Below are 15759 nucleotides of genomic sequence, written 5' to 3' on the forward strand. Positions count from 1 at the left end.
TTGAATGTTATTTCATTCTTCTAATCAACAAAACATAAGAACATGCTTAAACGAAATATAATTACAAAAACCATGGCAGTTGCTGCTGCTGCGTTTGTGATGGTAGCCTGTCAAAAAATAGACAGACCTGAGTTAGGCGAATATATTAAGGATGCCAATCCTCCCGGTGGTCCTTTAAAATTTTATGTGGCATTTGATGGAACTACAACAGATCCATTACGTAATGCGGTGGATAGTATGCGTGCCAACTTTGCATCAAGCAATCCGCTCACTTTTGTTCCGGGTATATCCGGCAGGGCAATACAAGGTGCCGCTACAAAAGATAAAGCTGTAAAATATGCAAGCCCTAATGATTTTGCTGATGCGAGCAGCTTTACCGTTTCATACTGGCTCAAACATAGTCCTCAAACGGATGGAGAACCTGAATTCCATTTTTCATTGCCATCTAAAGATTATTGGCATTCAAGTGCTATGTTTTTACTGGTTGAAAAAGCCGGTCCTAACCCTGATAACAGTACACCTACACAAATGGCTTGTACGTTTGCCGTTCAGGATCGTTGGGTTGAGTTCAGAGGCCCTAACCGTTTGCCTAATGCACTGGATGGTAACTGGCACCACCTTGCATTTACATACGATCAAACTACTTCAAAGCTCACTGCTTATGTTGATGGTGTTGCTGTTCCTTATACCGGTACGGGTAACATTGTAGGTGGTGCTGCTACTCCTATGGGTCCTGCTAAATTCTGGAACAGCTCAAGGGATAACCTGAGCAGTTTTGTAATTGGCGGCTGGAACAAACATGTAGGTGGTATGGGTGATGCCTTCAAAGGTCCGCAGGATCCCTGGATTCATTCTTATTCCGGTGCTATGGATCAGTTCCGTTTGTATAATAAAGCTTTAACTGCATCAGAAGTAACTGCTTTGTTTAATTCAAAGCGTTAAACCAATGTGCAGTTGTTTTGGGTCATAATCAATAGTACGGGGCTGCATGTTTATGCAGCCCTTTTTAAAATAGTTATTCCTGTTTTTTTTGATTCTCGTTTGCCATGATTTGTAAAAAGTATTCCTTGTTTTTTCTTTGTTGTGCAGTGTTGTTGTCGGCTTGTAAAAAGAAAGAGCTTGCCCTCTTTGAAAAAATGAGCCCGGCGGCTACGGGTATAAGTTTTGAAAACAGGTTGACTGACAGGGAGCATTTCAATATCTTATACTACCTCTATTATTACAATGGCGGCGGAGTAGCCATAGGTGATATTAATAATGATGGATTGCCTGATCTTTATTTTACAGCAAACGCTAAAGGCAAAAACAAACTCTATCTTAACAAAGGAAATTTTCAGTTCGAAGATATTACAGATAAAGCCGGTGTGGCAGGCACAGCTGATTGGTGCAGCGGTGTTACCATGGCCGATGTAAATGCTGATGGCTATCTTGATATTTATGTATCAGCAGTTTCTCAGTTCCTTGGATTAAAAGGACACAATCTTTTGTACATCAATAAAGGGGATGGCACATTTAACGAGCAGTCAGAAAAATACGGGTTGAATTTTTCAGGCCTTTCCACTCAAGCTGCTTTTTTTGATTATGATCATGATGGCGACCTCGATTGCTACCTGCTCAATCATTCCAAGCAACCACATGCCAATATTGTTGATACCTTCAACCGGAGAAAACCTGATTCTATCAGTGGTGATCGTTTGTATCGGAATGAATTAAATACAGGCGTACAAATGTTTAGTGATGTAAGTGCTTCAGCCGGTATTTATCAAAGCAATCTTGGTTATGGATTGGGAATAAGTGTTGCTGATTTTAATAACGATGGTTGGGAAGATATTTATATCGGCAACGATTTTCATGAAAATGATTATTACTATGTAAATAATGGCAACGGCACATTTGCCGAAAGCGGCGCTCAGCATTTTGGTCATTACAGCCGCTTTAGTATGGGCAATGATGCCGCTGATTATAACAACGATGGTCAATTGGATATTGTAACTGTGGATATGCTGCCGCCCGATGAAAAAACATTAAAGACTTACGGCAGCGATGAAAATCCTGATATCTACAAAGTAAAACTGGAGCTGAACGGTTACCAGCAGCAGTTTTCAAGAAACTGCTTACAGCAGAATCTTGGTAACGGAAATGCATTCAGTGATGTGGCGTTGATGAATGAAGTATCAGCAACGGATTGGAGCTGGTGTCCCTTGTTTGCTGATTTTGATAATGACGGTAAAAAAGATTTGTTCATCAGCAGCGGTATAGTAAAACGACCGGTTGACCTGGATTATGTACGTTTTGTATCGGATCTGCAAATGAAAAAAGGTGCTAACAGTACAGATGCTTATGATGCTGAATCAATCAATGCTATGCCGGACGGTGCCAGTCATCCTTTCTTCTTCAAAAACAACGACACATCTTTTGCTGATGTAAGTAATGAATGGGGAACCGGTGAATTAAAAGGATATTTTAATGGAGCAGCTTATGCTGATTTGGATAACGATGGTGATATAGATATAGTCATCAACTCTATCAATGCACCTGCATCTGTTTTAAGAAATAACAGTACAGGTAAAAATCAATTGACAGTTTCCTTTAAAGGGGATTCATTAAATCAGAATGGCATCGGCACAAAAGTGTATCTCTTTACAAAAAAGGGAATGCAATACCAGCAACTCATGCTCACAAGAGGATTTCAATCATCTTCTGAAAGCAGGTTGCATTTTGGGTTGGATTCATTATACGGAGTGGATTCCGCTTTGATTATCTGGCCGAATCAAAAGTTTGAGGTAGTAAAAAATATTGCAGCAAATAAAGGAGTTATTGTTGATTATAAAAACGCAGGTGGTGAGTTTGTGTACGATCTATTTTTCAAAAAACCTGCTCCGGTACTCTTTAAAGATGTTACCAATTCTGTAGTGTGCAACTGGAAGCATATAGAAAATGATTTTGTGGATTTTAATGTGCAATATCTCATTCCGCATGCACAAAGTACACGTGGCCCTAAGATTGCTGTGGCTGATGTGAACGGAGATGGACTTGATGATTTCTATGCCTGTGGTGCTAAAGACCAGCCGGGTGCATTAATGATACAGCAGGCGAATGGTTCATTCATCGCCGGCAATCTTACTTTGTTTGCTGCTGATGCTAATTGTGAAGATGCGGATGCAGTATTCTTTGATGCTGACGGAAACGGTACGCAGGATTTGCTGGTGGTGAGCGGAGGTAACCAGATTCCCACTAAGAGCAGTGATTTTGCAGATCGTTTGTACATCAATGATGGCAAAGGCAATTTTGTAAAAAAGGGAAATCCCTTTACCATCCAGTATGAAAATAAATCCTGTGCAGCGGTAGCTGATGTTGACAAAGATGGAGATCTTGATTTTTTTCTTGGCAACCTTGCAAGTCCCACAGCATTTGGCTTGCCTAAAACATCTTATCTCTATCTGAATAACGGCGATGCAACATTTACACTGGCAGCGCCTGATAAAATTGATCTTAACAATATTGGCACCGTTACAACAGCCGCATTTGCTGATCTCAACAAAGATGGATGGCAGGATCTTGTTGTTACGGGTGAATGGATGTCTGTAAAAATTTATTTCAATCAAAAAGGAGTGTTTCAATTAACGGATATTCCTGCTTCCACCGGGTTGTGGCAAACAATTTATGTAACTGATGTCAATCAGGATGGAGCACCGGATTTGTTAGCAGGTAATTGGGGACAGAATTCCAAACTTTGGGAACGTAAAACAGGACCTCTTAAATTATACATAAGAGATTTTGATAATAATGGTAAAACGGAACAGATACTGGCTTATACTGTTAACGGAGAAGAATTTCCTTTCCTTCCAAAAGATGAACTGGAACGTCCGCTTCCGGTGTTGAAAAAAGCTTATGTAACTTATGGTGAAGTGGCAGGTAAAACAGTACAGTATATTTTGTATGATCTGTTTAAAAATTATACGGAACGTAAAGCAGAGGTTTTGAGTAATTCTGTTTTTGTAAATGATGGTAAAGGTGGATTTACACGGAAAGATCTTATAAAAGAACTGCAGTATGCGCCGGTGATGAGTTTTGCTGATGCAGGAAGTAACAGTTGGTTAGCAGGCGGAAATTTTTATGGTGTTACTCCTTATGAAGGAAGATATGATGCATTGTATCCAACCTTTTTTAACTGGAGTAAACAGGAAACTGCTGTACAAGCCTTGCTTCCCGGTATTAAAGGTGAAGTAAGGGATATCAAATCAATCAAAACAAAAAACGGGACAATATTAGTAGTGGCAAGAAATAATCAACCATTGTTATTTTTCCGGAAAGAAAGCTGATTTATTTAAATAATAATTTTTTAATAAAGTATGATGACACACAATAACCTTTTGAAAAGAAGTTCAGTACTTGTAGCATTTATTACCGTTGCATTTCTCTCATTGCACTTTAATTGCAAAAAGAAAGGGGGTGGAACTACACCTGGTCCCGAACCGCAGGGCGTTGCTATTAATTCGTGGTTAACAAGAGGCAATGCAACAGCCTTACTGCAAAAGCAAAACGTCTTTAATTTTTCAGGCGGAGCAGCTGCAACACCCTTAATTATTGATGTAGACAGTACGCAACGTTTTCAAACTGTTGATGGTTTTGGATTTACCTTAACAGAAGGCAGCGCTTATCTTATCAATCGTCTGTCTGCAGCACAACGTTCAGCTTTGCTGCAGGAATTATTTGGTAAAGGTGAAAATGATATCAGCATCAGTTACCTGCGCCTCGGAATTGGTGCTACTGATTTAAGTACCAAAGTATACAGTTATAATGATTTGCCTGCGGGGCAAACAGATATTACTTTATCTCAATTCAGTTTGTCGCAGGACACGGTTGATCTGATACCTGTTCTCAAACAAATACTGGCTATCAATCCTTCCATTAAGATAATGGGGAGCCCATGGAGTCCGCCCGTATGGATGAAAGATAATAATAACAGTGTAGGAGGAGGTCTGCTGCCGCAGTATTACAGTGTGTATGCACAATACTTTGTAAAGTATATTCAGCAAATGCAGGCGAGAGGAATTATCATAGATGCCATTACTCCGCAAAATGAACCCTTGCACGGTGGTAATAATCCCAGCCTGGTAATGACAGCAGCTCAACAAACTGATTTTATTAAGAACCATCTCGGTCCGGCTTTCCGTGCAGCGAATATCAACACCAAAATTATTGTGTATGATCACAACTGCGATCGTCCTGATTATCCGATTGCAGTTTTGAATGATGCAGCTGCCAAACAATTTATTGATGGATCAGCATTTCATTTGTATGCAGGAGATGTTGCAGCGCTTTCTACCGTTAGAGATGCACATCCTGATAAGAATATTTATTTCACGGAACAATGGACCGGTGCCGGTGGAAGTTTTGATGGTGATTTAAAATGGCATCTGCGTAACGTGATCATCGGCTCAATGCGTAACTGGAGTAAAGTAGCATTAAACTGGAACCTTGCAAATGATGGAGGCTATCGTCCTTTCACACCGGGTGGGTGTAATCAATGTAAAGGTGCTGTTACATTAGACGGAGCGGTGAACAGGAATGTGGGCTATTACATTATTGCACATGCATCCAAGTTTGTTCCTGCCGGTTCTGTACGTATTGCCAGCAATACTGTTGGCAATCTGTATTCAGTTGCTTTTCTTACACCCACAGGAAACAAAGTATTGGTATTGCTGAATGATGGTACTAATAATGTCAACTTCAGCATCAGGTTTAAAGGTCAGTCGGCTGCAACCTCTATTACAGCAGGCTCCGTTATAACCTATGTTTGGTAACATTTAAATTGTTTTTATGAAATACTTTTTAACCCTTAGCCTTTTAGGTTTACTCTATGCCTGCAGTGAACCATCCGGCAAAACAAAAACCAATTCGGTAACCACCTCTTTTAATGCGGCAGGTAAGAAAGTTGTTGTGTACACCACTGCTGATAGCAGTGATTGGCGCTTGTCGGCAACTGATACACTTTCGTTTACACAAAAAGAACAGCCTTTTGAAAACGAAGTACTGGTATTTGTTGACCCTGGAAAGAGTTTTCAAACTTATATGGGTGTAGGAGCTGCTTTAACAGATGCTTCGGCTGAAGTGTTTGCCAAACTTTCCAAAGAAAAGCAGCAGGAATTTCTAGCTGCACACTTTGATAAAGAAAAAGGGTTGGGTTATACCATTGCACGTACCAATATCAACAGTTGTGATTTCAGCAGTGATATGTACACGTACGTGGCGGATGGTGATAAAGAATTAAAATCATTTAACATTGAACACGATCGTAAGTTCAAAATACCTTTAATCAAAGCTGCTATGAATGCAGCCGGCGGCAAATTGAATTTGTTTGCAAGCCCGTGGAGTCCTCCGGCCTGGATGAAAACCAACAATGACATGCTCCATGGCGGCAAACTCAAACCGGAGTTTTATAACAGTTGGGCTTTGTATTATACAAAGTTTATCAAGGAGTATGAAAAAGAAGGTATTCCGGTGTGGGGCATCAGTATTCAGAATGAACCAATGGCTACTCAAATCTGGGAAAGTTGTTTGTACACGGCTGATGAAGAAAAAGATTTTCTGAAGAATCATCTGGGTCCTACCATGGAAAAAGAAGGACTAAAGGAAAAGAAAATCATTCTGTGGGATCATAACCGGGATTTGATTTACCAGCGGGCTACTACTTATCTCAATGATCCGGAAGTAGCAAAGTATGCATGGGGAATTGGATTTCATTGGTATGAAGACTGGAGTGGCGGCGACCAGATGTTTGACAATGTGCGTCGTGTACATGAAGCATTTCCGGATAAACCTTTGTTGTTTACAGAAGGTTGTAATGGTCCATACAAATACGACCAGATGAAATTATGGAAATGGGGTGAGCGGTATGGTCGCAGTATGATCAACGATTTCAATAACGGAATGACAGGGTTTACTGATTGGAATATTTTGCTCGATGAAACAGGTGGTCCCAATCATGTAAAAAATTTCTGTTTTGCGCCGGTGCATGCAGATACCAGAACAGGTGAACTGATTTATACCAATGCTTATTATTACATTGGTCATTTTTCCAAATTCATTCAACCCGGTGCTAAACGCATCAGTGCTGCTGCCAGCAGGAGTCAGTTGCTCACCACTGCTTTTCAAAACCCAGATGGAAGCATTGCTGTAGTAGTAATGAACCAGACAGCGAAGGCAACACCTTTCTTTTTGTGGATTAACGGGGAAGCCGTTCAATCTGTTTCGCAAGCTCATTCCATTAACACTTATATGATTCAATAATGAAATCGCTGTTGTACATATTGGTGGGATTGCTATTGGTGCAGGGCTGTAAAAAGAAAGATCCCCCTTCGCCACCGGCGCCACCTTCACAATTAACAGTTAGCAGTGTGCAATTGAATGGTGCTGCTATGGCAGACAATGCGATTAATATAAGCAGGCAACCATTGATAAGGGTTCAGTTTTCAGAAGCAATAAACCGATCAACACTTCCTGCTGCTGTAAAGCTTACTGCAGCAGTTGGGTCACCGGCTTTGAGTATCAGCTATGAAAATAATGATGCGGTGGTATTGATTCAGCCAACAGCTCCGCTCAATGCATTAACCCGTTATAATTTTTCGATTGATAACACGGTGAAGTCGGCTAAGGGTGGTTTGTTTATTTCAACAGTAAATTACAATTTCACCACGCAGATTGATTCCTCAAGGAAATTTCCTGTCATAAGTGAGGATGCATTATTAACATTGGTGCAGCAGCAAACATTCAAATATTTCTGGGACTTTGCACATCCTGTGAGTGGTTTGGCCCGAGAGCGAAATACTTCCGGTGATGTGGTAACGATGGGCGGAAGTGGTTTTGGTGTAATGGCGATTGTTACCGGAATCAATCGTGGTTTCATTACACGTCAGCAGGGATTAACAAGAATGCAAACCATCGTATCATTCCTAAAAAACAATGCTCAGAAATTCAAAGGTGCTTTTCCGCATTGGATGAATGGAGTAACAGGAGCCGTTGTTCCATTCAGTACAAAAGATAATGGTGCAGACCTTGTAGAAACATCCTTCCTCATGATGGGTTTGCTAACGGCACGACAATATTTTGACGGCGCCGATGCTGCGGAAACAAATCTTCGCAATGATATTACTGCACTATACAATGGTGTAGAATGGAACTGGTTCCGTAAAAGCAATGAAAATGTGCTGTACTGGCACTGGAGTCCCAACTTTAACTGGGATATGAATCTGCAGATAAGAGGTTGGAATGAATGCCTGGTAACTTATGTGCTGGCAGCCTCTTCATCAACTTTCGGTATACCGGCATCTGTTTATACAAACGGGTTTACTAATAACGGAAATGCTCCTTTTAAAAATGGCAACAGTTATTATGGCTACCAGCTACCCTTAGGTGAAGCAAATGGCGGTCCTTTATTCTTTGCACATTATTCTTTCCTTGGTATTAATCCCAATGGATTGAATGATGTGAATGCAAACTATCTAACACAGAATAAAAATCATTCTCTTATCAATTACAATTACTGCAGAACGAACCCAAGGGGTTATTTCGGGTATAGTGATTCTGTATGGGGTTTAACAGCAAGTGATATCCCGAATGGTTATACGGCTTCATCGCCCGCAAATGATGTAGGTGTTATTGCACCAACAGCAGCCTTGTCTTCTTTTCCTTATACACCCACAGAAAGTATGAAGGCGTTGAAGTTTTTCTACTATGTACTGGGTGATAAGCTCTGGAAGGAATATGGTTTTGTAGATGCTTTTTCATTAAAAGATAACTGGTTTGCCAGTTCGTTCCTGGCCATTGACCAGGGGCCGATTATTGTAATGATCGAAAATCACCGGAGCGGATTGTTATGGAATTTATTTACCAGTTGTCCCGAAGTAAAAAACGGAATGCGTGCTTTGGGATTTACAGCACCATATTTATAAAGAATGAAGAAACTGTTTTTCATAATCATTATTTGTGCAACTGCTCATCAGTTAGTTGCTCAAAAAGCATTTGACGCAAAGAACCGCCCAAAAAATTTATCTGATACAGCATTGCTGGAATTAGTGCAGCAACAAACCTTTCGATATTTCTGGGATTTTGCACACCCGGTAAGCGGCATGAGCAGGGAGCGTAGTAACAATAGTTTTGGTTATGGCGATGAAGTGGTAACTACAGGCGGTACGGGATTTGGAATTATGAGTGTGATTGTGGCAACAGAGCGTAAATGGATTGGAAGAGATACAGCCGCAAAATTTTTATTGAAGATGGTGAAGTTTCTGCTTAAAGCAGATTCGTATCATGGTGTGTTCCCGCATTGGTTACATGGTGCCACGGGTAAAACCATTCCCTTTAGTCGTAAAGATGATGGAGCCGATCTGGTAGAGACCTCTTATTTATTCCAGGGATTGTTATGTGCCCGTCAATACTTTAACAGCAATAATCAAATTGAAAGAGAGCTTCGCAATCGTATCGGTTGGTTGTGGAATGATATTGAATGGAACTGGTTTACCAAGGGTGGGGAAGATGTGCTGTACTGGCACTGGAGCCCTAACAACGGCTGGGCGATGAACTTCCCGGTGCGTGGTTTTAATGAATGCCTCATCATGTATGTGCTGGCAGCTTCCTGTCCCAATGAACGTTACACTGTTCCTTCGTCTGTGTATCACCGTGGTTGGGCCCAAAGTGATTTCTTTAAAAACGGAAAAGAATTTTACGGCATCAAATTGCCATTAGGTTTTGATTATGGTGGCCCTTTGTTTTTTTCACATTACTCGTTTCTCGGATTGAATCCAAAAGGTTTAAAAGACCGCTATGCAGATTACTGGGAACAAAACCGGAATCATACGCTCATTAACAGAGAACATTGTGTTCGTAATCCCAAAAATTATAAAGGATATGGAGCTGATTGCTGGGGTTTAACCGCCAGTGATACATACAATGGTTATGCGGCCCATTCACCAACAGAAGATCTGGGAACCATTTCACCTACAGCTGCCTTGAGTGCATTCCCCTACACACCTGAATACAGTATGCAGGCGTTGAAACATTTTTATTACAAGCTGGGCGATAAAATCTGGAGTGAATATGGTTTTGTGGATGCGTTTAACGAAACAAAAAACTGGTATGCTCAAAGTCACTTGGCTATTGACCAGGGACCCATCATTGTAATGATTGAAAATTACAGAACAGGATTGCTCTGGAATTTATTCATGAGTTGTGAAGAGGTAAAGATGGGATTGAAGAAGCTAAATTTTGATACACCATATTTAAAATAGCAAACTGTTTATCCCCTCCCGGGAGGGGAAGCGGAGTGTTGAACATAGAAGATGATTGATTAGGGTGGGTTGTTGAATAGAATTACAGAACGACGCAGTGAGTGACACAACACAAGCTTAATAGAAGTACAAAACCCTGCAACAAAACAATTATGATAAAGTATTTTCTTTTTTTCTGTTTCCTTTCATCGGCAGCATTTGCACAACCGCTCACCAAAGGAAAATATGGAGATGGTCCTGATAGTATTGCACCTGTTGGAATCATCAAAGGACTGAGTGATGAACAATTACTGGAAGTGGTGCAGAAACAAACTTTCCGTTTCTTCTGGCATGGCGCCCATCCATACAGTGGCTTGGCTTTGGAGCGAAGTAACTCAGTGCTGGCTGAACATTACTGGGATTACATCAATGAAGCATGGGATGAACCTAATTTCAGTAAAACAGAATTCGGAAAAGATGCAGGCGCTATTGGTGGTACCGGATTCGGTATTATGAGTACGGTAATTGCAGTAGACCGTAAATGGATTGGAAGAGATACAGCAGTACGACGGTTAATTAAGATGGTGGATTTTTTAATCAATGCGGATTGTTTTCATGGTATCTACCCGCATTTCATGAATGCACGAACAGGCAAGACCATTAAGTTTGACCGCTTGGATGATGGTGCTGATATTGTTGAAACGAGTTATTTGCTGATGGGTTTGCTTTGTGCCCGGGAATATTTCAATAAGGATACTCCGAGAGAAGTTTATTTACGCAAGCGTATCAATCAAATGTGGGGCGCTGCCAACTGGAAATGGCACACCAATGGAGAAAAGAAATTGTACTGGCACTGGAGTCCTAACAATGGTTTTGATATGAACTTTCCGGTGTGGGGTTATAATGAATGTTTGATCACCTACATCATGGCCGCATCTGCACCCAATGCATCAAAAGCAATTCCAAAGGAAGCCTATGATGGTACCTGGGTAGGAAGTTTAGGATTTAAAAATGGTAAAACTTACTATGGTTACGTATTGCCGCTTGGTAATTATGATGAAGATAAAGGCGGTCCTTTGTTTTTTGAACAATACACGTTTCAGGGAATTGATCCGAATGGACTAACGGATTCATTAGGGAATGATTATTTTATCCAGGGCAAACATCATACACTCATCAATCGTGCTTATTGTATCGAGAATCCAAAGAAGTTCAAAGGTTATAGTGATAAAGTTTGGGGATTAACTGCCGGTGATTCATACAAAGGTTATGTGGCACATAGTCCGCAAAATGATCGTGGTGTGATTCAACCTACGGCTGCTATTTCTTCGATGCCTTATACACCAAAGGAAAGTATGGAGGCATTACGGTATTTCTATTATGAGTTGGGGAATAAAATCTGGAGTAAGTATGGTTTTGTAGATGGTTTCAGCATTCATCACAATTGGTATGCAAAAAGCCATTTAGCGATTGATCAGGGACCGATTATTGTGATGATTGAAAATTACCGATCAGGATTGTTGTGGAAATTATTTATGAACATACCTGACGTGCAGAATGGGTTGAAACGATTGGGATTTCGTTCGCCGTATTTTAAAAACTGATTATTATGTATTTTATAAAACCCCATGGGGGTGGCGATGTTAGTAGAAACAAAAATCAGTTGGAGGTAGAGCTCCGTAGGAGCGACATGTTTGTATTTACATTAATTCAACATATCGCCCCGCTGGGGCTCGAGTAAAATAGTTTTATGTTAGTTACTAACATATCGCCTCTCTGAGGCTTTCTTTCGAATAAAAAATTAAGCAATGGATACCTTTCTTTCAAGAGAAGAATTTTTAAAAACAACAGCTCTTGCTGCTGCAGGTGCATTAGTTTCTTCATTGGAAAGTTTTGCATTGTCTGCCGAAAAAAAATTACGTGTTGCCGTGATCGGTTGCGGCAGTGTGAGCAACCGTTACATTCCGCAACTGCTTTCTTCAAAGTTGATTGAAGTGGTGAGTTTGTGTGATATTAAATATGAAAGAGCTGTAGAGCAAAACAAACAATACAACGTAAATGCACAAACCTATCCCCATATTGATGCCATGCTCAAAGGTGTTCCGTTTGATATGATGGTCACCCTGACAGACATGCAGAACCATGGCGAACTGAATAAAAAAGCATTACTGGCCGGTAAACATGTGTGGAGCGAAAAGCCAATGGCCAATACCTACGCTGAAGGAAAGGCATTGCTGGATCTTGCAAAGTCAAAGAAGTTGAAGCTATGGGGAGCGCCGGCTGTGGTCAACAGTCCGCAGTTTGCATTTATGAGTAAACAGATTCAGCAAGGCGCATTGGGAAGAATTGCAGCAGCACATGGGCAGTACGGACATACAGGTCCAACATGGAGTGCGTTCTTTTATGAAAAAGACGGAGGCTCCATGCCTGACCTCGGCGTTTATAATATGGCAACACTTACAGGATTACTCGGCCCTGCCAGAAGTGTGATGGCGATGACGAGTATTGTAAATCCGGCACGCACAGTTGATGATAAAGGAAAAATAAAAGTAGAAGCAGAAGATAATGCCCATGTATTACTGGAACATGATAAAGGCGTGATCAGTCATGTGATGTGTGGTTTCAATTATTTTGACCCGCACGGGCATGAAGCTGGCAATCAAACACTGCACTCAATTCAGATCTATGGTGATAAAGGGAATATGCGCCTGATCGGTTATGATTGGGAAACCAATGGTGTGATGCTGGATACGCATTGGGATAAACCTGCCGAGCTCATGAGCACAGACAAAGGTGGTTATGAATGGCAGGAAGGTGCAAGAGTTACAGGTGAAAGTATCATAACAGGTGTTGAGCCAAAGATCAATGTAGAACATGCATTGCATGTATTGGAAATTATAGAAGCAGCACGAAAATCATCAGCTACAGGAATGAAAGTGAAATTGAAAAGTACATTTCCATGGCCTGTTGTAAAGTAAAATGAATCGGAATCCTTTTATACTTATCTTATTGTTCTGCCATTTTATGGCAGGTACTACTGCTGCGCAAATAAGTGCAGGCAAAATACTTGCTTATAAAAAAAGCAGCAGCGGCATAAGTGGTACAACATTAAATGGCATTTTTGAAATAAAAGCATATTCACAACATGTCATCCGGGTACGATTTACAACTAAAAAAGAGTTTCAGCCATTGCCTTATGCCTTGCTTGCATCCTTACCTGTTTACGACCAGGTGAAGCTAATGGAGCAAGGGAATGTGATTAAAATTTCAACCGGACTACTCAATGCCGTAGTTGACAGACAGCCGTTCTTCAGCATTACATTTAAAGATGCAAATGGAATAGTTCTGAATGAAGATGTACGGGGAGCAGGGTTTGGAACTTCTTTTATTGGTGATCGCTGGACAGTTTATAAAAAACTGCAGGAGGGTGAGCGTTTTGTGGGTATGGGCGAGGCTTTAGGAAATCTTGACCGGAGAGGAACGGGTATTACACTCAATAATACAGATACTTATAAGTACGGTGACCCAAGGTTGAATATGTACAGTTCCATTCCGTTCTTTATGGGATTTCATCACGGGCAGCAATACGGTATCTTTTATAATAACAGCTATTCATCGTTCTTTAATTTCGGTTTGTCTACTCATGAAATTACTTCAGCCACATTTGCAGGCGGGGATGTTGATTACTTCTTTATCTACGATTCATCGCCGGCAAAAATTATTGAGCATTATACTTCATTAACCGGGCGCATGCAATTGCCTCCTGTTTGGAGTATCGGTTATCATCAGAGTCGTTGCAGTTACTATCTACAGGAAAGAGTAGAATGGATTGCATCCTCTTTCCGTTCCAAAAAGATCCCGATTGATTGTATTGTGCTGGATGCGGATTATCAGTTCAACTATCAGCCTTTTCGGGTGAATAAAGATCGTTTTCCTGATATGCCGGCAATGGCAAAGAAGCTGGCAGATATGAAAATTGAGTTGACAGCGTCTGTTTATCCCGGTGTGGCCATTGACAGTACCTATCATTCTTACAAAGATGGATTAGCAAAGAATGTGTTTTTGAAATATGGCAATGGCACAAATTTCAATACAGAAATTGCACCGGTTAAATGCGTTTTGCCGGATTATACCAATCCATCTGCAAGACAGTGGTGGAAAGATAAAATGATTTGGTTGCCTCAAAATGGTATCCATGGTTACTGGAATGACATGAATGAACCTGCTTTAGGTGGCAGCTATGTTCCGGATAATGTACTGTTTGATTTTGATGGAAGAAAAACAAATGCACTGGAAGCAAAGAATGTGTACGGTTTTCAAATGGCCAGAAGCAGTTATGAAGCAGCTTTGCAAAACGCATCAGGCAGGAGACCTTTTATATTAACACGCTCCGGTTTTGCAGGTGTGCAGCGGTATGCAGCCTTGTGGAGCGGCGATAATACAGCAACGGATGAGGGCTTGCTCAGCAGTGTATTACTCAATAATCAACTCGGTTTAAGCGGTCTTGCTTTCAGCGGACATGATATTGGTGGCTTTATCGGCGATGGCAATAAGGAATTATATCAGCGATGGATACAGGTAGGAGTGTTCTCTCCCTTTTGCCGTAATCATAAAGGATGTGGCGGTGCCGCAGGCGAACCCTGGGCTTATGGAGATGAAGCGGAAGCGATCTCAAAATCATTTATTGGTTTACGCTATCGTTTGTTGCCGTATTTATATGCTGCTTTTTATGAAGCATCACAAACAGGAATGCCAATCGTAAGAAGTTTGTGTTTGAGTGATCCCTTTGACGATAAAGTGTATGACCCATTGTACCAGTACCAGTTTTTGTTTGGCAATCATTTATTGGTAGTTCCTGTAACAACTGCTGAAAAGCAAAAACGTTTGTATTTGCCAAAAGGCGATTGGTTTAATTTATATACAGATGAAAGGATGTCCGGCAATAAAGAGTTACAATTGGATATCCCCGCTTATCAATTGCCGCTTTTCATTAAGGGTTCTTCTATAATTCCTGTACAGAGCTTGGTTCAGTCAACCAAGGAATCACCTTCTGATACATTGGTATTACATATTTATAACGGAACAGCAACAAACAATTTTACCTATTACGAAGACGGAGGTGATGGATGGAGTTATCAGAACGGGGATTATTGTAAGCGATTGATGCATCTGAATCCTTTACAAAGTCAACTTCGAATAAGTAAGCAGGAGGGTAGTTTCCAATCGAAGTACAGGAAAATTCAGCTGGTGTTACATGGGTTTGAAACACATCAATCAGTTACGGTGAATCGGCGTGTTTTCTCGTTGACTACAACAAAGGAAAGCAGGCTGTTTAATCCTCTGGAATATTTAAAATCAGTTTACGACGAAACTTATTATAAATTTTTATTGCAGTCAGCTTCAATAAAAGAGCAACAGGTAGCAGTTATTGATTTTGATAGTAATGAAATGCTGATTGAATGGAAGTAACAGGCATGAAGTAGATCATTCA

The 15759-nt window shown here is 40.7% G+C and carries 9 protein-coding genes; all 9 read left to right on the forward strand.

The features are described 5' to 3' along the window. The first annotated feature begins 42 nt into the window (after positions 1–42). The 9 genes from PDL71_RS07805 to PDL71_RS07845 all read left to right on the forward strand — a co-directional run bounded on the left by PDL71_RS07805 (position 43) and on the right by PDL71_RS07845 (position 15737). Entirely contained in the window at positions 43–942 is a 900-nt protein-coding gene (locus PDL71_RS07805; protein WP_407527678.1) for a LamG domain-containing protein, read from the forward strand. Between the two features lie 125 nt (positions 943–1067). Next, a complete protein-coding gene (locus PDL71_RS07810) occupies positions 1068–4322 on the forward strand; it encodes a VCBS repeat-containing protein (protein ID WP_407527681.1) in 3255 nt (1084 codons plus the stop codon). Positions 4323–4355: 33 nt separating this feature from the next. Further along, positions 4356–5807: a glycoside hydrolase family 30 protein gene (locus PDL71_RS07815; RefSeq protein ID WP_407527684.1), complete on the forward strand. Its 1452-nt coding sequence runs from the start codon at positions 4356–4358 to the stop codon at positions 5805–5807. 16 nt (positions 5808–5823) lie between these two features. Continuing rightward, positions 5824–7293 carry a glycoside hydrolase family 30 protein gene (locus tag PDL71_RS07820; RefSeq protein WP_407527687.1) on the forward strand — a complete coding sequence of 490 codons (1470 nt, stop codon included), beginning with the start codon at positions 5824–5826 and terminating at the stop codon, positions 7291–7293. After that, entirely contained in the window at positions 7293–8954 is a 1662-nt protein-coding gene (locus PDL71_RS07825; RefSeq protein WP_407527689.1) for a glucoamylase family protein, read from the forward strand. Before PDL71_RS07820 ends, PDL71_RS07825 begins: the two co-directional genes overlap by 1 nt. A 3-nt stretch (positions 8955–8957) precedes the next feature. Then, positions 8958–10289, forward strand: coding sequence for a glucoamylase family protein (locus PDL71_RS07830; RefSeq protein WP_407527692.1), 1332 nt, complete (start codon positions 8958–8960; stop codon positions 10287–10289). A 152-nt stretch (positions 10290–10441) separates the two neighbouring features. Further along, positions 10442–11872, forward strand: coding sequence for a glucoamylase family protein (locus tag PDL71_RS07835; RefSeq protein ID WP_407527695.1), 1431 nt, complete (start codon positions 10442–10444; stop codon positions 11870–11872). A gap of 204 nt (positions 11873–12076) precedes the next feature. Beyond that, complete coding sequence (locus PDL71_RS07840) at positions 12077–13246, forward strand: Gfo/Idh/MocA family protein (RefSeq protein WP_407527697.1); 1170 nt, start codon at positions 12077–12079, stop codon at positions 13244–13246. A gap of 1 nt (position 13247) precedes the next feature. Beyond that, the gene (locus PDL71_RS07845) at positions 13248–15737 is read left to right on the forward strand and encodes a glycoside hydrolase family 31 protein (protein WP_407527700.1); all 2490 of its coding nucleotides are present in this window, start codon (positions 13248–13250) and stop codon (positions 15735–15737) included. Positions 15738–15759: the final 22 nt, after the last annotated feature.

Origin of the sequence: Lacibacter sp. MH-610 (genome assembly GCF_045780045.1) — a bacterium.
Classification (GTDB): Bacteria; Bacteroidota; Bacteroidia; order Chitinophagales; family Chitinophagaceae; genus Lacibacter.